This window comes from Humibacter sp. RRB41 (assembly GCF_022761015.1).
Lineage (GTDB): Bacteria > Actinomycetota > Actinomycetes > Actinomycetales > Microbacteriaceae > Humibacter.
Window position 1 is genome coordinate 87,885 of record NZ_JAKWJQ010000005.1, and the last position, 17,967, is coordinate 105,851.

Annotated in this window: 18 protein-coding genes; 7 read left to right on the forward strand and 11 right to left on the reverse strand. The window is 66.0% G+C overall.

Features of this window, described 5'->3' with window-relative positions:
- Positions 1-13: 13 nt before the first annotated feature.
- Positions 14-1,585 carry an ABC transporter permease gene (locus tag MJ603_RS14095; protein ID WP_243064375.1) on the reverse strand — a complete coding sequence of 524 codons (1,572 nt, stop codon included), beginning with the start codon at positions 1,583-1,585 and terminating at the stop codon, positions 14-16.
- A gap of 208 nt (positions 1,586-1,793) precedes the next feature.
- Between MJ603_RS14095 and MJ603_RS14100 the strand changes: the two genes are divergently transcribed.
- From MJ603_RS14100 to MJ603_RS14110, 3 genes are read left to right on the forward strand one after another with little or no spacing between them, the layout of a single operon-like run.
- Positions 1,794-2,552, forward strand: coding sequence for a response regulator transcription factor (locus tag MJ603_RS14100; RefSeq protein WP_279239419.1), 759 nt, complete (start codon positions 1,794-1,796; stop codon positions 2,550-2,552).
- A gap of 37 nt (positions 2,553-2,589) precedes the next feature.
- Complete coding sequence (locus tag MJ603_RS14105) at positions 2,590-4,296, forward strand: cell wall metabolism sensor histidine kinase WalK (RefSeq protein WP_243064376.1); 1,707 nt, start codon at positions 2,590-2,592, stop codon at positions 4,294-4,296.
- 5 nt (positions 4,297-4,301) lie between these two features.
- Positions 4,302-5,147, forward strand: coding sequence for an NAD(P)-dependent oxidoreductase (locus MJ603_RS14110; protein ID WP_243064377.1), 846 nt, complete (start codon positions 4,302-4,304; stop codon positions 5,145-5,147).
- Positions 5,148-5,170: 23 nt separating this feature from the next.
- Here MJ603_RS14110 and MJ603_RS14115 read toward each other — a convergent pair whose 3' ends face one another.
- Positions 5,171-5,662: a MarR family winged helix-turn-helix transcriptional regulator gene (locus tag MJ603_RS14115; protein ID WP_243064378.1), complete on the reverse strand. Its 492-nt coding sequence runs from the start codon at positions 5,660-5,662 to the stop codon at positions 5,171-5,173.
- Positions 5,663-6,033: 371 nt separating this feature from the next.
- Here MJ603_RS14115 and rplJ point away from each other — a divergent pair, with 371 nt between their 5' ends.
- From rplJ to MJ603_RS14135, 4 genes are all read left to right on the forward strand, one after another.
- Positions 6,034-6,549 carry a 50S ribosomal protein L10 gene (gene rplJ, locus MJ603_RS14120; protein WP_243064379.1) on the forward strand — a complete coding sequence of 172 codons (516 nt, stop codon included), beginning with the start codon at positions 6,034-6,036 and terminating at the stop codon, positions 6,547-6,549.
- 67 nt (positions 6,550-6,616) lie between these two features.
- Positions 6,617-7,012, forward strand: coding sequence for a 50S ribosomal protein L7/L12 (gene rplL, locus MJ603_RS14125; protein WP_243064380.1), 396 nt, complete (start codon positions 6,617-6,619; stop codon positions 7,010-7,012).
- Positions 7,013-7,310: 298 nt separating this feature from the next.
- Positions 7,311-7,811, forward strand: coding sequence for a MarR family winged helix-turn-helix transcriptional regulator (locus tag MJ603_RS14130; protein ID WP_243064381.1), 501 nt, complete (start codon positions 7,311-7,313; stop codon positions 7,809-7,811).
- Between the two features lie 11 nt (positions 7,812-7,822).
- Complete coding sequence (locus MJ603_RS14135) at positions 7,823-9,064, forward strand: MFS transporter (protein ID WP_243064382.1); 1,242 nt, start codon at positions 7,823-7,825, stop codon at positions 9,062-9,064.
- Between the two features lie 27 nt (positions 9,065-9,091).
- Here the strand turns inward: MJ603_RS14135 and MJ603_RS14140 are convergent, their stop codons facing one another.
- The 9 genes from MJ603_RS14140 to MJ603_RS14180 form a co-directional block, all read right to left on the reverse strand.
- Complete coding sequence (locus MJ603_RS14140; protein ID WP_243064383.1) at positions 9,092-9,898, reverse strand: dienelactone hydrolase family protein; 807 nt, start codon at positions 9,896-9,898, stop codon at positions 9,092-9,094.
- Positions 9,899-9,996: 98 nt separating this feature from the next.
- Positions 9,997-11,043: a LacI family DNA-binding transcriptional regulator gene (locus MJ603_RS14145; RefSeq protein WP_243064384.1), complete on the reverse strand. Its 1,047-nt coding sequence runs from the start codon at positions 11,041-11,043 to the stop codon at positions 9,997-9,999.
- On the reverse strand, positions 11,040-11,876 hold the full coding sequence (locus tag MJ603_RS14150) for a carbohydrate ABC transporter permease (RefSeq protein WP_243064385.1): 837 nt from the start codon (positions 11,874-11,876) through the stop codon (positions 11,040-11,042). Before MJ603_RS14150 ends, MJ603_RS14145 begins: the two co-directional genes overlap by 4 nt.
- 2 nt (positions 11,877-11,878) lie before the next feature.
- The gene (locus MJ603_RS14155) at positions 11,879-12,838 is read right to left on the reverse strand and encodes a carbohydrate ABC transporter permease (RefSeq protein ID WP_243064386.1); all 960 of its coding nucleotides are present in this window, start codon (positions 12,836-12,838) and stop codon (positions 11,879-11,881) included.
- A 75-nt stretch (positions 12,839-12,913) separates the two neighbouring features.
- On the reverse strand, positions 12,914-14,257 hold the full coding sequence (locus MJ603_RS14160) for an ABC transporter substrate-binding protein (RefSeq protein ID WP_243064387.1): 1,344 nt from the start codon (positions 14,255-14,257) through the stop codon (positions 12,914-12,916).
- Between the two features lie 363 nt (positions 14,258-14,620).
- Positions 14,621-15,625, reverse strand: a complete 1,005-nt coding sequence (locus MJ603_RS14165) for a LacI family DNA-binding transcriptional regulator (protein ID WP_243064388.1) — start codon at positions 15,623-15,625, stop codon at positions 14,621-14,623.
- A gap of 7 nt (positions 15,626-15,632) precedes the next feature.
- Positions 15,633-15,908: a hypothetical protein gene (locus MJ603_RS14170; RefSeq protein WP_243064389.1), complete on the reverse strand. Its 276-nt coding sequence runs from the start codon at positions 15,906-15,908 to the stop codon at positions 15,633-15,635.
- 4 nt (positions 15,909-15,912) lie between these two features.
- Positions 15,913-16,836, reverse strand: coding sequence for a carbohydrate ABC transporter permease (locus MJ603_RS14175; RefSeq protein ID WP_243064390.1), 924 nt, complete (start codon positions 16,834-16,836; stop codon positions 15,913-15,915).
- Positions 16,833-17,852, reverse strand: coding sequence for a carbohydrate ABC transporter permease (locus MJ603_RS14180; RefSeq protein ID WP_243064391.1), 1,020 nt, complete (start codon positions 17,850-17,852; stop codon positions 16,833-16,835). The genes MJ603_RS14175 and MJ603_RS14180 overlap by 4 nt, the downstream gene beginning before the upstream one ends.
- Between the last annotated feature and the right edge of the window lie 115 nt (positions 17,853-17,967).

Genomic DNA, 17,967 nt, shown 5'->3' on the forward strand with positions numbered 1-17,967 from the left:
GGGCTGTATTCGTTTACTGCACCGAGCGAAGGGCTTCGGCCGGACGCAGGCGCGAGGCACGCCATCCGCCGATCGCACCTGCGAGCAGGCCGCCGACGATGGCCAGGCCAACGGCGATGACGATGATCCAGACCGTGATCGGTGCGCTGAGGTCGACCTGAGTGGTCGCGGAACTCGCTGCGGAGCGTGCGGCGCCGCCGAATCCGGTTCCACCTGTTGCACCGGCACCGCCGAAGCCACCGCCGGTGCCGCCGGTAGGTGCAGCACTGCCGCCACCTGCGCCGCCGCCGAACGCGCGGCGGGCTCCGTCGGCCAGTGCGCCGCCGATTCCGCCGCTCGATACGCCGCCCGTGAGCGTGGGGGAGACGACGTTGACGATGAACACGCCGGCCAGTCCGACCACGACTCCGACGACGCCGCCGATCACGCCCTGCACCACCGACTCGCCTGCGACCTGGCCGACGATGCGGCCGTTCGACCAGCCGATCGCCTTCAGGGTGCCGAACTCGCGGGTGCGGCGGGTCACGCCCGAGATGGTGAAGAGGATGGCGATGAGGAAGGCCGCTGCGAGAACGATGACCGAGAGCCACGTGCCGAGGTTCGACACCAGCTGGCTTGCACTGCCGAGCGATCCGGAGACGCTCGACGCGAGGTCGGCCTGCGTCGAGACGGTGGCCTTCGGCAGCGTCTTCTGCAGGGATGCCTTGAGACCGTCGACGTCGCTCGCCGAGTTCGCCGACACGTAGATCGTGGTGACCTTGTTCGCCTCACTGGAGAGGGTCTGTGCCACGTCGAGCGGAATGTAGACGTTCGATGCTGTCGCGGAATCGGATCCGGTCGGCTTCACCGTTCCGACGATCGTGAAGTCCTTGCCGCCGATGTTGAGGGTTCCGCCGACGGAGAGGCTCTTGGACTTCGCATAACTGGCGTCGAGCACCGCGACCTTGTCGCCCTTGTCGCTCGACGTCAGGGTGCGTCCCTTGGCGAGTGCGGTGGATGCGATCGGTCCGACCGCTTTGCCGCCCGGCGTGATGCCCATGACACTGAACGAGTTCACCGAGAACGAGCTGCCGCCGGTTCCGCCGGACTGCGTCGACTTGCCGCCCTGGGCATCCCGACCGCCCTGCTGGCCCTGGCTGAAGTCCGGCAGCGTGCCGCTGAAGCTGGTATTGGTGAGCGAGAGAACGGCGGATGCACCCGTGACGCCGCTCGTGGCCTCCACCTTGGCCAGTGCCGAGTCGGCCAGCGTGTTGGTGCCGAATCCGACGGAGAGCCGCGACGAGTCGACCTTGCGGGACGTGCCGGATTTTGTGCCGTCGTTGCCGCCGAAGGCGAAGCGCTGGCCGCCCTGTCCACCGGCAGCGTCGCCACCGGTCGTGGTCGGCGCACTCACGGGCTGTGTGACTGTGATGTCGGTACCGACTCCGTAGACGGACTGCAGCACCTCGGCTTGCGCGTTCTTGACGCCGGCCGCGACCGAGTTGACGATGATGACGAGGGCGATGGCCAACGCCATGCCGATGGCGATGATGATGGTCTGTCTGCGGCGGCCGAGAAGCTCGCGGCGCAGGTAGGTTCCGAACATGGGGCTCCTTGGGTGAGGTCGATGAAAAGGTAGGCATCCGTGTTAGGCCGCTGCTATGGCGATCTTGTGAGTTGGCCTTGTGAAATCAAGTCGTGACGTTCGGCGATATCGCGGCTGAAATCGCACCCTGACCGCGCGGATTGCTGTCTCTCAGAATTCGCATAAGTTCCGCACAGCCGCTTCGGACCGCGCTTCCGATAATGGGTATATGTCCAGCACCCCGACCGAGCGCACCCAGACCCGTCCGCTGGCGGCGCCGTTGCACCACGCAGACGGCTCGCCGATCCGCATTCTCGTCGTCGACGACGAGCACACCCTCACCGACCTTCTGCAGATGGCACTGCGTTACGAGGGCTGGGAGGTGAAAACCGCTGCGACGGGCCATCAAGCGTTGACCGCCGCCCGCGAGTTCAATCCCGACGCCGTCGTGCTCGACATGATGCTGCCCGACATCGACGGGCTGCAGGTGATGGGCAGGATGCGCGAGAGCGGCGGCGAGACCCCCGTGCTGTTCCTCACGGCGAAGGACTCGCTCGACGACCGCATCGCCGGCCTCACCGCCGGGGGCGACGACTACGTCACCAAGCCGTTCAGCCTCGAAGAACTGGTCGCCAGGCTGCGCTCGCTGCTGCGTCGCTCCCGCGCGCTGATCGCTGACACCCAGGATCCGCGCATCGTCGTCGGCGACCTCGTGCTCGACGAGGACTCATACGAGGTGACGCGAGCCGGCGAGCCGATCTCGCTCACCGCCACCGAGTTCGAGCTGCTGCGCTACCTGATGCGCAACCCGCGTCGTGTGCTCTCGAAGGCGCAGATTCTCGACCGGGTGTGGAGCTACGACTTCGGAGGAACCTCCAGTGTCGTCGAGCTGTACATCTCCTACCTGCGCAAGAAGATCGACGCAGGCCGCCCCCCGATGATCCACACCGTGCGCGGCGCCGGCTACATGGTCAAAACGGCGGAGTGACCGTAGACCAGACCATCCCTTTGAGAGGAACACGATCGTGAGCACGGCCAGCGCCGCGCCGGATGCCGGCACGGACCGGACGCGCACGCCACGCTCAGAAACGCCGTCGGGCCGCCGGCACTGGTGGTCGTGGCGGCACATGACGTTGCGCACCCGGCTGGTGCTCGCCGTGGTGGCGCTCGTTGCGGTGTTGGGCGTCATCATCAGCCTGGTCAGCGCCTTGTTCCTGCAGCAATACCTGGTCGGTCAACTCGACAAGCAGTTGAACAGCGCCGCGGAGCGCGGTTACATGGTTGCCGTGCAGACTCTAGGGTCGGGGTCGATCACGACCGCGCAGTTGGCCGGCGCCGTCGGGCGGGCATCCGGTCTTCCTCCGGGCACTGTCGTGTCGGTAGTCACCTCTGCAGGGCAGATGCAGACCTTCTCGCTGAACAACGATCCGAACGCGACACAACGCACCATCACCGACGCTGAGAACTCGAAGATCGCCGCTGTGCCGGTCGGAGGGTATCCGACAGATGTGGACTTCGGCACAGCTCTCGGTCAATATCGTTTCGTCGCGGTGGAGCTGCCGCAATCGGCGGAGCTTCTCGTCGGTCTTCCTCTGTCGACAGTGACATCGACGACGGCGCAACTGCTGACCATCATCCTGGCGGTGACGCTGGTGGGCATCGTCATCGCGGGCGGCATCGGCCTGCTCATCGTCGTGCTCTCGCTGCGCCCGCTGGAACGCATGGCGGGCACCGCGACCGAGGTGTCCCGCCTGCCGCTCGATCGGGGCGAGGTGGCGCTCGCAGTGCGAGTTCCGGAGAAGGACACCGACCCGCACACCGAGGTGGGCAGGCTGGGAGCGGCGTTCAATCACATGCTCGGCCACGTGTCATCCGCTCTGACGGCCAGACAGGCGAGCGAGAACAAGGTGCGGCAGTTCGTGGCGGATGCCTCGCACGAGCTGCGAACGCCGCTCGCCTCGATCCGCGGTTACGCGGAACTCACGCGTCGTGCCCCTGAGACGCTGCCAGAGGATGCCGTGCGCTCGCTCGGTCGCATCGAATCCGAGGCCGAGCGGATGACCGGCCTGGTCGAAGACCTGCTGTTGCTCGCCCGGCTCGACGAGGGCCGCGAACTCGACCATGATCCGGTCGACCTGTCGCGCCTCGTGATCGACACCGTCTCTGATGCTCACGCGGCCGGCCGCGACCACGTGTGGAAGATGGATCTGCCGTCGCGACCGGTCATCGTCGACGGCGATGAGCCGCGACTTCACGAGGTGATCGCCAACCTGCTGACGAATGCCAGGGTGCACACGCCGGAGGGCACGACGGTGACCTCCGAACTCGGCGTCGACGGCGATGACGCGGTGATCGTGGTGGCCGACGACGGGCCCGGCATCCCTGACGATCTGCAGCCTCTTCTCTTCGAGCGTTTCGCCAGGGGAGACTCGTCGCGTTCCCGCCACACCGGATCGACCGGTCTCGGCCTCGCTATCGTGCAGGCCGTGGTCGTCGCGCACGGCGGGAGCGTCGAAGTGGACAGCGAGCCGGGCAGCACGAGGTTCATCGTTCGGCTGCCGCTGGTGAAACCGGATGAGGCGGACGACGTCGAGGAGCCGGAGATCGACGAGGTTGGGACGGTCGCGTCGCAGGCCGGGCAGCTCGAGGCTGACGAGCCTGCGGAGAATGCCAGTACACAGGCCGGAGCACAGTCCGAGAAGCCCGAGTCCGCGGCGCCAGTGCCAGACTGACCTTCATGCGAATCGCTCTCACAGGTGGATCAGGAAAGCTCGGACGCACCGCGGTGCGGGTTCTGCGAGAGGCAGGGCACGACGTCACGTCCTTCGATGTGGCGGGCATCCGTGGGCCCGGTTTTCTGCAGCTTGAGCTGACCGACTACGGACAGGTGGTGGACGCTCTCGCGGGCGTGCACGAGGGCGCCAGGCAGTCGGGGTACGACGCGATCGTGCACCTCGGCGCGATCCCGGCGCCGGGCATCCGCAGCGACGTCGCCACGTTCGAGAACAACATCTTGAGCACCTACCACGTGTTCCAGGCGGCCAGAACGTTGGGCATCCGCAACATCGTCTACGCGTCGAGCGAGACCGTGCTCGGACTGCCCTTCGACGAGGATCCGCCCTACCTGCCGATCGACGAGGAGTACGCGGCCCGCCCCGAGTCGACGTATTCCCTGGTAAAGCACCTCGAGGAGCAGATGGCCACCCAGTTCACTCGGTGGGACCCGACGTTGAAGATCGTGGGCTTCCGCTTCTCGAACGTGATGGACCCCGAGGACTACGCAGCGTTCCCCGGCTACGACGTCGACACGAAGAACCGGCGGTGGAACGCGTGGGGTTACATCGACGCGCGCGACGGATCGCAGGCGATCCTGAAGGCGCTGGAGTGGGGCGGCACGGGCTTCGAGGCGTTCATCATCGCGGCGGCCGACACGGTGTCAGACCGTCCGAACGCCGAGCTGGCTGCGGCGGAGTTTCCGAACGTGCCTGTCAAGGGCGAACTCGGCGAGCACGACACACTGCTTTCGATCGGCAAGGCTCGGCGCGTGCTGGGGTACGACCCGCAGCATTCGTGGCGGGGCTAAGGGCGCACACCCCACACGTCTAGTCACATCTCGTTCAGACGGCGCAGCAGGCCGGCGAACAGGGTGACGTCGTCGACGCTCCAGTCGGCGAAGCCGTCGCGCAGCTCCTGACGGGTGCGCGAGCCGATGGCCTCCCAGCCACGACGCGCCTCGTCGGTGATCGCGAAGTAGGTCGCACGGCGATCTGCCGGATCCTGCTCACGTCGCAGCATTCCGAGTTGTTCGAGATGGGATGCCTGTCTGCTCACAAGGCTCTTGTCCGCATACAGCTCGTCGGCCAGCGCCCCAGCATGCAGCGGGCCCTTGCGGGCCAGCACGCCGAGCATGAGGTACCCGAACGGCTGTATCTGCGGGTGCAGTTCGAGTGACTGCGCGCGCATCCTGTTGCGCAGCTTCACGAACATCGCCGCGAACTCCTGCTCGACGGCGGCGATCGCGCCGTCGGCGTCCCCGCAACCAAGCCCCGATGGGGCCGATTCGCCGGGGGAGTCGACGGCGCGATCGCTCTCGGTCATGCTGCGCATCATAGCGACGGGGGTTCGCCGGTTTCTGTGGCTCGGATGCCGGACGCCGGGCGCGAGCGCGGCCGGCGACGGGGATGCCCGATTTGGGCATCAGGGAGACGTCGCGTATTCTTGACGGAGCCAAAGACCGCCGGTCGTCGGCGTGCCCGCGCAAGCAGGCATCCGATCGAAGGTTCTCCTACAGGGTGCAAGCCCGGTTCGAGACGGCCCGCGCAGGTGAAGAGATCTCCTCCGTTCGACTCGTCGAGCGGAATCCCGAGCTCCGAGCCTGTGCGCCGGAGCTTTTTTCTTTGCCCCGGATGCCGGTGGTCGATGGCGACGCGAGGCAGCCGTCTCGCGTTTCATACGTAAGAGGAGTGGCCATGGCGAACAAGGAAGCCACGGTTGCCGAGCTTGAAGAGAAGTTTCAGAGCTCGACTGCCGTTCTGCTGACCGAGTACCGCGGTCTGTCTGTTGCGAAGCTCAAAGAGCTCCGCAGGTCTATCAGTGCAGACGCGACCTACGCCGTGGTGAAGAACACGCTGACCAAGATCGCGGCGAACAACGCCGGCATCTCGGCGTTCGACGACCAGCTCGCCGGACCGTCCGCGATCGCCTTCGTGCACGGTGACCCCGTGAACGTCGCCAAGGGTCTGCGCGACTTCGCCAAGGCGAACCCTCTTCTCGTGGTCAAGGGCGGGTACTTCGACGGTTCCGCCCTTTCCGCCGAAGAGGTAGGCAAGCTCGCCGACCTCGAGTCCCGTGAGGTGCTGCTGGCCAAGCTGGCCGGTGCCTTCAAGGCCTCGCTGTTCGGAGCCGCATATCTGTTCAACGCACCGCTGTCGCAGGCCGTTCGCACGGTCGACGCGCTGCGCCAGAAGCAGGAGTCCGCAGCGTAGGCATCCGCTCCCCTAACGGGGCCGGATGCTCGTCGCGGTGAGTTACTACAACCAAGGAGAAGAAACAATGGCTGCAAAGCTGTCCACCGAGGAGCTGCTCGAGCAGTTCAAGGGTCTGACGCTCATCGAGCTGTCGGAGTTCGTCAAGGCGTTCGAGGAGACCTTCGAGGTCACCGCCGCCGCTCCCGTCGCCGTGGCCGCTGCCCCGGCCGCCGGTGGCGCGGGTGCCGGTGCCGAAGAGGCCGAGGAGAAGGACGCATTCGACGTCATCCTCGAGGCCGCTGGCGAGAAGAAGATCCAGGTCATCAAGGTCGTGCGCGAGCTGACCTCGCTCGGCCTGGGCGAGGCGAAGGCCGTCGTCGACGGCGCTCCGAAGGCCGTGCTCGAGGGTGCGAACAAGGAGACCGCCGAGAAGGCGAAGGCGTCCCTCGAAGACGCTGGCGCGACCGTCACGCTCAAGTAGTTCCCGCCCCGGTAGGGGCACAGCGTTCGCGGTCGCGTTTCACGCGCCGCGGGACGAAAGTCGAAGGGCGCCATCCCGCACGGGGTGGCGCCCTTCGTCGTCTGCGGGGACAGTCCAACCGGGCATGCCGGATGTCGGAGATTTGCGATGCGGCCCGGCGTGTTCCGAGCGGATGCCCGCATGTCGCGGTGAATCTCCGATATCCAGCACGGCGGACGGGGGGTGCCCGAAGGTAACGCAGCGGCACAGTGCGGGACTCGGGTTGCGTATATATAGCCTGGCTATATATACTGGAGACATGCTTACCGAACCGATCTCCCTTCCTGTGCGGGGCGATGCGGACGTCGACCTCGACCTGCACTTCATCCTGTCGGACATCGTGCAGCTCTCCGGTCGCGTGACCCGCCTGGCCCACCGCGTCACCCAGGGCCCTGAGGGCCCCGCAACCTGGCGCACGCTCGCCGTGCTGCAGCAGTCCGGGCCGATGCGCCTCGGCGAACTCGCTGCGATGAGCCAGGTCGCCCAGCCGACCATGACGAAGATCGTGGCCGGACTCGTCGAGCGCGAGTGGGTCAAGCGCATCGCGGATGCCGACGACGCCAGAGCCTGGCAGATCGGGCTGTCGGCCAAGGGCATCCTGAAACTCACCGAGTGGCGCGCCAACCTCGCGACCGCGCTCATGCCGCTCTTCGAGGACCTCACAGAGGACGATCGCCGCACGGTTCGCACGGCGATCGACATTCTGCGCCCCCGCATCGATCTAGGTACCACGGCCATCCCCGTGGCAGGAAAGGACTGACGAACCCCCGCATGGCACACCAGCAATCCTCTGGATCGATCCTCAAACAACCTCTCGCAGTCTGGGCCGTCGCCTTCGCGAGCGTCATCGCGTTCATGGGCATCGGCCTCGTCGACCCGATCCTCCCGGCCATCGCGGCCGACCTGAAGGCGACTCCGACCGAGACCGAGATGCTCTTCACGACCTATCTCGCAGTCACAGGCGTCGCGATGTTCTTCACCAGCTGGGTGTCCAGCCGCCTCGGTGCGAAGAACACACTGATGATCGGGCTCATCCTGATCGTGGTCTTCGCCGCAGCAGCAGGGCTGAGCCCGAACGCCGAAGCCATCATGGGATTCCGTGCCGGGTGGGGCCTCGGCAATGCGCTGTTCATCTCGACCGCGCTCGCCACAATCGTCGGTGCGGCGAGCGGTGGAACGTCCAGCGCGATCATCCTCTACGAGGCCGCGCTCGGGCTCGGGATCGCGATCGGACCGCTGCTCGGTGGTGTGCTCGGCGGCATCAGCTGGCGCGGACCGTTCTTCGGCACCGCCGTGCTGATGGCCATCGGATTCATCGCGATCGTCACGATGCTGAAGACGAATCCGGAGAAGCCGAAGCCGACAAGACTCTCGGCGCCGTTCCGTGCGCTGCGCAATCCGGCTCTCGGCACGCTTGCCGGCGCGGCCTTGTTCTACAACATCGGATTCTTCGTTCTTCTCGCCTACACGCCGTTCGCGTTGCAGAAGCTCGGGCTCGGCGACGCCATGACGCTCGGCTTCATCTTCTTCGGGTGGGGCGTCGCCGTGGCCGTCGCGTCGGTCTGGGGCGCGCCGCTGCTGACCAGCCGGCTGCCGCGCACGCGGACCATGTGGATCGTGCTCCCCTTGCTCGGTATCGACCTCATCGTCGCTGGATTTCTGGCGAGTTCCGCGGTGGGCATCATCGTCTGCGTCATCGTCGGCGGTCTGCTGCTCGGCGTGATGAACACGGTGCTCACCGAGAGCGTGATGGAGGCGACGGACCTGCCGCGCTCGGTCGCATCCTCCGCATACTCGGGGGTGCGTTTCATCGGCGGCGCGATCGCCCCTCCTGGGGCGACACTGCTCGCAAGCACGTTCGCGACGTCGACGCCGTATTTCGCCGGTGGGGTTTCGGTGCTTGTCGCCGCGGTGATCATCATCATCGGATCGCGTCGGCTTCGCCGCGTTGACGGCTTCGAGGAGACGCAGCAGCAAGAAGCCGAGGTTCTGGCCATCGCGGACGCCAACTGATCGTGACAGGGAACGCCTTCGGAGCGTTCAGGTGATGCGTTCCCGCAGGAACTCGACGACACGCCGCCGGGCAGCGAAAGCGCTGTTCGGCGGCGTTTCGCGTACCTCGGCGGTGAGCACGGAGTGCGCAGAGCCGGAGTAGCCGTCGGGATTGCCGCGCGATGAATCGAGCTCGATCACCTCGAACGCGTCGCCGAGACGTTCCTTCAGGGTGGCGAACCGTGCGGCGGGTACGGCCGAGTCGCGGCTGAAACGCAAGCCGAGCACGCAGAGTCCGTCGTCGCGGGCGCGGGCGGCGATGCGATCGAGTTCTGACACGCTCGCGCCGGCATCCGCACGTCGGTGTGGGCTCACCGGGAAAGGAACGGCCGGCTCCGCCAGAACCGGTGCGAGCACGACGTCGTCCACTGCCGCGGCCAGAGCGAACCCGCCAGTGAAGCACATGCCGATCACGCCGACACCACGCCCCGGCGTTCTCTTCGCGAGGTCGGCGGCCAGTGCACGCAGGAAGTCCGTGATCGGACGGTGCGCGCCGACCGCGAAGGCCCGCATCTCGGCAGAGACGCACAGCCGGGCGATGGTGCGCATCGTGTATCCGGCGGTTGCGGCTCGGCCGGGCTCTCCGAACGGTGAGGGCAGAGCGACGGTGAAGCCCTCGGTCACGAGGTGTTCGGCGAGTCCGAGCACCTCGGGGGTGATTCCCGGAACCTCGGGTATGAGCACGACGCCAGGGCCTTCGCCCTTCTCGAAGCAGTCGTAGGTGCTGCCGCCACCGGTGAAGGCTCGTATCGTCCATCCGTCCAGAGTGGCGGTGGGGGCGGAGCCGGTTGGCATTCGTCGGTCCTCTCGTGGAACGCGAGTTCGTCGAGCAGCATACGCGCGACAGGCGGCACCTTGTACGAGCGGGATGCGGCCGCTCCGATCGGTGATGCTCAGCGTGGGGAGGCGTGTGCGGTGCTGCCGCGCTCCACCAAGCGCACGGGCATCCGGATGGATTTCGCTCGCTGAGTGCCGGTCTTCACCTCGTGGAGCAGTGTGTGAGCTGCCGCGGCGCCCTGCTCATAGGGATCAACGGCGACGGTGGTCAAGTCGAACGCCTCGGCGAGATGTTGATCCCCGAACCCGATGACCGACAATTCATCGGGAACGCGCAGGCCGACGGTCCTTGCCGCGAGGACCGCTCCGGCCGCCAGATCGTCGGAGTCGGCGAAAACGGCTGTTGGCCTGTCATCCTGCCTGCGCAGGATGGCGACGACGATGCGGTGCGCCCCAGCCATGTCGAGGGCGGCGGGGATCGTCGACTGGTCGAGAGGCGCGAGGTGCGCATCGTGAAGAGCTCGCTCGTAGCCACGGCGGCGCAGTCCGATGGCGTCTTCGGTGAGTCCGGGAGCGATCGTGCCCGCGAGGTGCGCAATGCGGGTGTGGCCGAGGTCGATGAGGTGCTTCGTGGCGACTCTCGCGGCATCTGCCTGGTCGATGTCGACGTGCCGCAGGCCCGGAGCTCTGCCACCGACGCAGACGATCGGATGCCCCATACCGGTCAGCAGCTCTCGCTCGCTCGCGCTGACATCGATGCAGAGCGCGATGAGAGCGTCGATGCGTCGACGAAGCAAAGTGTGGCGGAAGAGGCGCTCGCGCTCATCGCGTCGGTGGCCGAGAGTGAAGAGAACCAGGTCGTAGTCGGCCGGGCGGAGGACGTCGTCCACTCCCTCCAGTGCCCTGGTGCAGAACCACGGATCCAGCGACGGAACGATCACGCCCATCGCCATCGTGCGCCCGGATGCCAGTCCCGACGCGCTGGAGGATGCGACGTACCCCAGATCTTCCGCAGCCTGCCGCACGATCGCCCTCGTGCGCTCCGACACGTTGGGAAGCCCGCGGAGCGCGCGGGAGACGGTCGCTATCGACACACCGCTGGCGTTGGCGACATCCGTGATGCTGCGTGCCGGCACCATGCTCCCGTCGACAGGTGGGATCACCCCTTGACTGCTCCCGAGGTCAGCCCGGATACGACCGATTTGCGGAAGATCAGCACCAGGATGGCGATCGGAACGACGGCGACGGCGCTGGCGGCGAAGATCGTGCCGTATGGCGTGATGTGCGCATTGCCGAAGAGCGCGATGCCAACCGGGATGGTGCGGAAGGCATCCGCGCTGTTGAACGACAGCGCCATCAGGAACTCGGTCCAGCACGCCGTGAAGGCGAAGATGCCCGCAGTGAAGAGACCCGGCAGTGTCATCGGCAGCACGACCTGCCAGACGGTGCGGAACGGACCGGCGCCGTCGATGCGCGCGGTCTCCTCCATCTCCCTCGGCACCCCGATGAAGTAGTTGCGCAGGATCCAGATCGCGAACGGCAGATTCAGCGCCGTGTACGGCACGATCAGCGCCTGGTAGCTGTTCAGCCAGCCGAGGTTGCGCATCAGCAGGTAGAGCGGAGCGATGAGAGCGATCGCCGGGAACACCGAGATGATCAGCAGCAGCACCATGATCGTGAAACGCCCGCGCATCGGCAGGCGTGCGAGCGCGTACCCGGCGAACGTGCCGAGCGCGAGCACGAGCGCGGTCGACACGACGGCGACGATGACCGAGTTCAGGATGTACTGCCCGAAGTTGTACTGCGTGAACGCCGTCACGTAGTTCACGACCGAGACCGGAATCGGGAACCACTGCGGGGGCGAGGCGGCTACACCGGCCGTGGTCTTCAGACTCGTGGCGAGCATCCAGTAGATCGGCGCCATCACGAACAGGATGACGAGGGTCGACGAGATGGCGAGGCCGATGCGGCCCCCGACGGTTCGTCTATTGCGCATCGTCACATCTCCGTTTCCGAGACCTGCGATCGGAACACGCGCAGGAAGAGCAGACATCCGAGCACCACGAGCAACGCTGTGGTCGTCGCCACCGCCGCGCCCGGACCGAACTTCAGGTCGGTGAACATGGCTCTGTAACCGAGGATCGCCAGAGATGTCGTGGCATTCTGCGGGCCGCCCTGGGTCAGCACGAAGGGCAGATCGAAGACGCCGAACGCCTGCAGCACACGGAACAGCACGGCGAGGGCGATGGTGGGCCTCAGCAGCGGAACGGTCACCTGCCAGAAGGTCTTCCAGCCGTTCGCGCCGTCGAGCTCCGCCGCCTCGTACACGTCGCCCGGCAGCATGACCAGGCCGGCGAGCACGATGATCGCCACGAACGGCGTGGTCTTCCAGATGTCGGCGATCATCATGGCGATGATCGCCGACGCTGGAGAGCCGAGGATGACGGGATGTCCGAACCCGAGTACCGAGAGGATCTGGGTCGCGACTCCGGCGAGCGGGTCGTAGATGTAATCCCAGAGTGTGGCGGAGATCACCGTGATCAGCGACCAGGGGACGAGCAGCATCGCCATCATCCAGCCTCGTCCTGCTTGAAGCCGTTCGAGCACGAGCGCGATCAACGTGCCGAGCACGATCTCAACCACGACCGTGACGATGGTGTAGCCGACGGTGAACACCAACGCGTACTGCCACGTCGAATCGGTGAAAACGACGTTGTAGTTGTCGAGGGTGAATCCGTCGATCTGGAATCCGGATCCCAGCACATTGACGTTGCTGAGGCTCATCACGACCGAGAACACGATGGGAAAGATCGTCACCGCGGCGATGACGATCAGCGCCGGAGCCGAGAAGCCCCAGCCGAGCCTGGCCATCGTTCGTCGGTAGACGTCCTTCTTGCGTTGTTCGCCGAGATTGGGTCCGCTGCGACGAGCCGGCGCGGCGACCTTCGTTGTTGTCATGGCGCTCTCCTCAGCCAGTAGATGGCCGCATGCGGCCGGAGCGCATCAGGTTCCGCCCCGGCCTCACGCCGGTCGTTACAGGCCGCCGTTCTTGACGGCGGTGTTGATCTGGCTGTTCGCCTTCTGGATTGCGGCCTTCGGTGTCAGCGAGCCGGCGAGCACCCCGTTGACGTTCGAGTAGATCGCCTGGCTCACCTCGGGGTAGTTCGGGGTCTGCGCGGGACGGGGGACGAGCTTGGTCGTCGAGACGATCGCCAGTACCGGGTTCGCGTTCTTCACGGTCGAGGACGAGCGCACCGCCGCGTTGGTCGGAATCTCACTGAACTGGGTCGCAAGGTCGGTCTGCGCGGTCTTGCCGGTCATCCATTTGATGAATGTCAGGTCGGCCGCAACGTTCTTGCTGTGCGGGTTCACGTAGAGGTTCCATCCGCCGATGTTCGAGTAGCCGGGGGTCGACTCGCCCTGGAACGTCGGCATCGGGGCAACGCCGACCTTGCCGATCACGGCCGAACCGGACGCTTGTGACGTGGAGTACGCGTAGTCCCAGTTGCGCAGGAACAGCGAGTCACCGGCCGAGAACGCGTTCATCGATTGCGTCTCCTGGAAGGTCGACGTCGCCTGCGGGCTCACGCCGCTGGTGACCAGCGACTGCTCGAAGGTCAACGCCTTGGTCGCAGCGGCGCTGTCGATCGCCGAGGCGTCGCCCTTGGTATTCAGTACTTTTCCTCCCGCGTCGGCCAGGAACTCCATGTAGTCGCAGGTCGCGCCCTCGTAGTTCGCGCCTTGGAACACGTAGCCGTACTTGACCTGCCCCTTGGACTGGGCGAGTTTGGCGTCGGAGACCAGCTGCTCCCATGTCGTCGGCACCTTCAACCCGTCAGCGGCGAGAATGTCCTTGCGGTAGTACAGGAATCCCTGGTCCTCGAAGAACGGCGCCCCGTAGACCTGGCTGTTGTACGTAGCGCCGGCGACCAGTCCGCTCGCGAACGTGTTCCAGTAGCTCGAGCCGAGGTACTTCGACAGGGGGAGCGCGAGTTGGTGTGCTCCGAACTGCGCCGGCCAGATCACGTCGCCCATATAGACATCGGGTCCGCCGCCGCCGGAGATCTGCGTGGTCAGCGTTGCACGGTTGGTGTCCGTGTCATTCGGTGCGGAGATCAGCTTGACCTTGATGTTCGGGTAGGCCTTCTCGAACGCGTTGATCAGCACGGTACGCGGATCAGCTCCGCTGGTCGTGATGGGACTCGCCCACCAGGTGATGGACCCCTTGGTCGGGTTTCCCGTCGGAGTGCCGGTCGAGGTCGACCCGCCTCCGCCCGAGCTGCACGCGCTGAGTACGGCCACCGTGGCAATCGCTGTGGCGATCGCCGTCACCCTCAGGGTGCGTCTCGAGTGCCCGTGGTGACGTGCGATGTTCATCGACATGATCTCCTCGTCTTCCACCGAAATGCCGCGGACGGTGGACGGCGGCATCCCAGAGACGTCGGAGTTCACCGCAGGGCGCGGCTCTGACCGCACACCGATGGTGCGCGTGGGCGAGGGGTCGATCGACGCCGCTTCAGCGTCAGCCGGATGGCAACCTTGCGTTGCGCCGGTTCATCGGGTCGCCCCCGTTGAACGGTGTGCTCCGGGACGATTTCCCGGCACATCTGCGAAATTAGGTCGGTCGCTCGGCCGCTGCAAGCGTTTCCGGTAGAGGGCCGATAACGAGTTCCGGAGGGTTCTCTCAGGTTCCGCCGACCCTGAGGTACGAAGACCCGGTTCCGCGTTTGCGCCCAGGGCTCAGGCGGGGCGCGCCGTGCTTCCCCGGTCGATGAAGGTGACCGGATGCCGTACCGAGCGCGAACGCGGCGGGTTGCCCGCGAGCTCGTCCAGCAGCATCCGGGCGGCGGTGGCGCCCTGGGCGAACGGATGCTGCTCCAACGTCGTGAGACCGAACGTGCGTGCCAGCGGATGCCCGTCGATACCGATCACGGAGATGTCGCCCGGAACGCGAAGCCCGTGCGCCCAGATCGACAGCATCGCACCCACGGCCATCTCGTCCGACGCCGCGAAGATCGCAGTTGGCCGCTCCCCTGAGGAGAGAAGCACATCGGTCGCCTGTTTGGACGTGTCGATGTTGAAGCCGCCGAGCACGAAGCGGTCACCGCGCACCGGAATACCCGCCGTCGTGAGAGCGTCGCGCCAGCCGGCCTGTCTCGCCTCGGGCACCGAGCGGTTCAGCCCGGCCTCGTCTTCGCCGCCGATGTGCGCGATGTCGCGATGCCCGAGCGCGATGAGATGCTCGACGGCCAGCTTCGCCGCGCCGAGATCGTCGATGCCGATATGACGCAGGCCGCGCACCGGACCGCCGACGACGATCGCCGGATGCCCGACCGAGGTGAGCTGCCTGCGTTCCTCTGCGCTGAAGTCGAGGCAGAGTGCGACGAGGGCGTCGGTGCGCTTGCGCAGGATCGATCGATGGAACACCCTCGAGCGATCCTCGCCGCGTCCGCCGAGATTGAACAGGATCAGGTCGTAGCTCGCCGCGCGAAGCTCGTGGTCGATGCCTTCGAGCACCGCGGTGTAGAACCACCTGCTCACCGACGGCACGACAGCGCCCATGGCGAGTGTGCGACCGGATGCCAGGCCGGAGGCGCTCGACGACGCCACGTATCCGAGATCGTCAGCCGCCAGGCGAACGGCCTCGCGGGTCGACTCCGCCACGTTCGGCAGGCCGCGCAGGGCCCGCGAGACCGTGGCGGTGGAGACTCCCGTCGCTCTGGCGACGTCGTCGATGCTTGTCATGGGGCCGTCAGGGGGACGAGCGGTGTCCGGCAGCCTCTTCCGCGGATCGTGTCGCTGTCACGCGGTCGGTGATGCGACGTCGCACCACCAGGAGGCCTGCGAACGCGATCACGAACGCCAGCAGCGTGAGCGCCCAGCCGAGAGCATCCGCTCCGGTGATCTCGCTGACCACGGTGATCACGAAGAATCCGACGCCGAAGAATCCGACGGCCCCGAGCATCACGTCGACCCCCTCACGCGGATCGCGCGCTTGGTTGTTCGGCAGCACCCTGATGCGCTTCATCGGATCACCCCTTCACGCCGCCGGCGGTGAGTCCCGCGACGATGCGGCGCTGGAAGATGAGCACCAGGATGACCAGCGGTACGGTCACGACGACGCCGGCCGCCATCACCGCGGTGTACGGCTCCTGGTGCGGCTGACTTCCGGTGAAACCGGCGATCGCGACGGTGACGGTTTGCGTGGCATCCGTCGTGAGCTGACTGGCGATGAGGTATTCGTTCCAGCTGGCGATGAAGGCCAGGATCGCCGTCGTGAAGACCGCGGGAGCGGCCAACGGCAGGATGATCTTGCGGAACGCCTGCGCCTGGGTGCAGCCGTCGATGCGTGCAGCTTCTTCGAGATCCCACGGCATCTCGCGGAAGAACGACACCAAGGTGTAGACGGTGAGCGGCAGCGCGAACGAGATGTCGGGCAGGATCAGCGCCTGGTACGTGCCGATCCAACCCCAGCTCGTGAAGAGCTGGAACAGCGGCGTGAGCAACGCGACTCCCGGGAACATCGAGGCGCCGAGGATGACGCCCATCACGATGCCCTTCATCCTGAAGTCAAGGCGTGCGAGCGCGTACGCGGCGAAGATGCCGAACAGCAGACAGACGACGGTGGTCACGCCGCCGATGATGAGGCTGTTCAGCAAGGCGAGTCCGAGGTGGTTGCCTAGGTTGGTGGACAGCGCGGTCACGTAGTTGTCGAACGTGAAATGGGTGAACCACGGCGTCGTGTCGAACGTGTAGCCGACGTCGCGGAACGACGTGACGATCATCCAGTAGAACGGTAGGAGGCACCAGAGCGAGATGACGATCGCGCTGACGATCGTGCGGGTGCTCTGGCTGCGCCGCTTGCGCCGCCCCACCTTGTGCGCGGTCGTCGTTCGTTCGCCACGGAGTGCGCTGGTCTCGGCTTGCGTCGTGGCCGGCCCTGCTATCGCGCTCATAGCGTGCCCTTCTGCTGGGACTCCTGTGTTCGTACGACGTTCGCTCCGAGGAACCGCACGAAGATGAACGCGACGAGGAAGATGATGAGGAACGTGATGGTCGACAGGGCCGAGGCGCTGTTCGGCCCTTGCCTGATCTGATCCACGACGAGGATCGACAGCGTGGTCGTCGCATTGCCGCTACCGCCGCCGCCGCTCGTGAGGATGGCCGGCAGGTCGTAGATGCGCAGGGCATCCAGAACGCGGAACAGGACCGCAACCATCAAGGCCGGTTTCACCAGGGGAATCGTGACGCGCCAGAACCGCTGAACAGTGGATGCGCCGTCCATCTTGGCCGCCTCGTTCACCTCATCGGGGATGAGCTGAAGGCCGGCCAGAATGAGCAGCGCCATGAACGGCGTCGTCTTCCAGGTGTCGGCGATGATGATCGCCCATCGTGACGACCACTCGCCGCTGACCCACAGCACATTGACGTGCAGGATCGCGTTGGCGATGCCTGTCGTCGCGAAGATGAAGTACCAGAGCTTCGCGGTGACCGCCGTGGGAATGGCCCACGGCACCAGGATGGCCGCACGAACGATTCCGCGACCCTTGAAGGCGCGGTTCATGATGATGGCCATCCAGAAACCGAAGACGGTCTCCAGTACGACGGTCACCACCGTGAAGAGGAACGTGACGCCGACGGCGTTCCAGAACTGGGCGCCGAGACTTCCCGGCGGACAGGCGACGGTGCCGCTCGCCGAGGTGCACTGCTGGAACAGCCAGTGCGTGTAGTTCTGAAAACCTGCGAACCCGCCCTGTACGAACATGCCTGTCGCGGGGTCGAGGCCGGCATCCTTCTGGAACGACATGACCACGGCGCTGACGATCGGGTATCCGATCACCACCGCCAACAGCGCCATCGTCGGCAGGATGAGCCAGAGCGCCGTACGCACCTGTCCGTGCTGCCGCTTCTTCAAGCTCGCGCGCGGCGCGGGCCTCTTGCTACTCAGGGGTGTCGCCGTCTCCGTTGACATGCACGCCTCCAGTGATTTCGAGCCATCGACCGTCGCTCACACATGGTGCGTGTCGCCGGTCGTCAAAGGTAGGGGTGTCAGGCGGTGCCCGAGCGGATGCCGGCACCGCCTGACG

Coding starts and splice junctions, on each gene's coding strand:
- MJ603_RS14170 (WP_243064389.1), bottom strand. CDS start 15,908: ATGAAGCGCATCAGGGTGCTGCCGAACAACCAAGCGCGCGATCCGCGT.
- MJ603_RS14135 (WP_243064382.1), top strand. CDS start 7,823: ATGGCACACCAGCAATCCTCTGGATCGATCCTCAAACAACCTCTCGCA.
- MJ603_RS14155 (WP_243064386.1), bottom strand. CDS start 12,838: ATGACAACAACGAAGGTCGCCGCGCCGGCTCGTCGCAGCGGACCCAAT.
- MJ603_RS14160 (WP_243064387.1), bottom strand. CDS start 14,257: ATGAACATCGCACGTCACCACGGGCACTCGAGACGCACCCTGAGGGTG.
- MJ603_RS14095 (WP_243064375.1), bottom strand. CDS start 1,585: ATGTTCGGAACCTACCTGCGCCGCGAGCTTCTCGGCCGCCGCAGACAG.
- MJ603_RS14150 (WP_243064385.1), bottom strand. CDS start 11,876: ATGCGCAATAGACGAACCGTCGGGGGCCGCATCGGCCTCGCCATCTCG.
- MJ603_RS14100 (WP_279239419.1), top strand. CDS start 1,794: ATGTCCAGCACCCCGACCGAGCGCACCCAGACCCGTCCGCTGGCGGCG.
- rplL (WP_243064380.1), top strand. CDS start 6,617: ATGGCTGCAAAGCTGTCCACCGAGGAGCTGCTCGAGCAGTTCAAGGGT.
- MJ603_RS14175 (WP_243064390.1), bottom strand. CDS start 16,836: ATGAGCGCGATAGCAGGGCCGGCCACGACGCAAGCCGAGACCAGCGCA.
- MJ603_RS14110 (WP_243064377.1), top strand. CDS start 4,302: ATGCGAATCGCTCTCACAGGTGGATCAGGAAAGCTCGGACGCACCGCG.
- rplJ (WP_243064379.1), top strand. CDS start 6,034: ATGGCGAACAAGGAAGCCACGGTTGCCGAGCTTGAAGAGAAGTTTCAG.
- MJ603_RS14130 (WP_243064381.1), top strand. CDS start 7,311: ATGCTTACCGAACCGATCTCCCTTCCTGTGCGGGGCGATGCGGACGTC.
- MJ603_RS14140 (WP_243064383.1), bottom strand. CDS start 9,898: ATGCCAACCGGCTCCGCCCCCACCGCCACTCTGGACGGATGGACGATA.
- MJ603_RS14115 (WP_243064378.1), bottom strand. CDS start 5,662: ATGACCGAGAGCGATCGCGCCGTCGACTCCCCCGGCGAATCGGCCCCA.
- MJ603_RS14165 (WP_243064388.1), bottom strand. CDS start 15,625: ATGACAAGCATCGACGACGTCGCCAGAGCGACGGGAGTCTCCACCGCC.
- MJ603_RS14180 (WP_243064391.1), bottom strand. CDS start 17,852: ATGTCAACGGAGACGGCGACACCCCTGAGTAGCAAGAGGCCCGCGCCG.